The organism is Mesorhizobium sp. M4A.F.Ca.ET.020.02.1.1 (assembly GCF_004022645.1).
Taxonomy (GTDB): Bacteria; Pseudomonadota; Alphaproteobacteria; order Rhizobiales; family Rhizobiaceae; genus Mesorhizobium.
Genome location: NZ_RZOI01001265.1, coordinates 1 through 785, shown reverse-complemented (window position 1 = coordinate 785; position 785 = coordinate 1). Strand labels below are relative to the sequence as shown.

Here is a 785-nt window from a genome sequence, read left to right as displayed (position 1 = left end):
GGCCGCCGCTATCGTTTCCACGGCGTCGTCGGCGGCGCCGAAAAACTGCGGCTGCGCGGCGAGGCCAGGGCATTCCTCAATCCGATCGCCTGGGAAGAGCCGTTCGGCATGGCCCCGGTCGAGGCGATGCTGTGCGGCACGCCGGTGCTGACGACGCCGCGCGGCGCCCTGCCGGAGATCGTCGACGCGGACACCGGACGTTTTTTCGACACCGATGCCGAGTTTGCCGCGGCGCTTTCCGCGATCGCCGATCTTTCACCCGGGCGCTGCCGGGACTCCGCGGCCGACCGCTTTCCGATCACCCGGACGGCGCAGGCCTATCTCGAACTCTATGCCCGCATCCTCGACGGCGAAACGCTCCCCTGAGCCGTCGCGCCGGCCGATTTCGGCCCGTATCTTGACTCCCGGGGCGTTTTCCTGTCTACACGCCCCTAATTCCGCGACGAGTATCCCTCCGAGCAAGCCGACCAGGACGCCGAAGCCTCTAGAGGCCAAGTGCTGTAAACCGATCCTGGAGGCCAACACCCGGCAGCGCAAGGCGCCCCCGGGTGCTTTTTGGCTTTGGACTTTGCTTGTTGGACATCGGGCGCGAACGCATTACCTCTCGGACATCATCCGGATGCCCCGAGAAAAGGAACCAGAATGTTTGAATCCCTTCAGGAGCGCCTTGGCTCCATCCTGAACGGCCTGACCGGCCGCGGCGCGTTGTCGGAGGCGGATGTCTCCGCGGCGCTGCGCGAGGTGCGCCGCGCGCTGCTCGAGGCCGACGTGGCGCTGGAAGTGGT

General features: G+C 66.8%; 2 protein-coding genes. Both read left to right on the top strand.

What is annotated here, in order from left to right; translation table 11 throughout:
- Window positions 1-366 (top strand): glycosyltransferase (locus EN742_RS36525; RefSeq protein ID WP_128333964.1); only part of this gene is annotated, 366 nt, incomplete at its 5' end.
- A 276-nt stretch (window positions 367-642) separates the two neighbouring features.
- Window positions 643-785: signal recognition particle receptor subunit alpha (locus tag EN742_RS36520; protein WP_148670596.1), on the top strand; the 143-nt coding region annotated here is incomplete at its 3' end.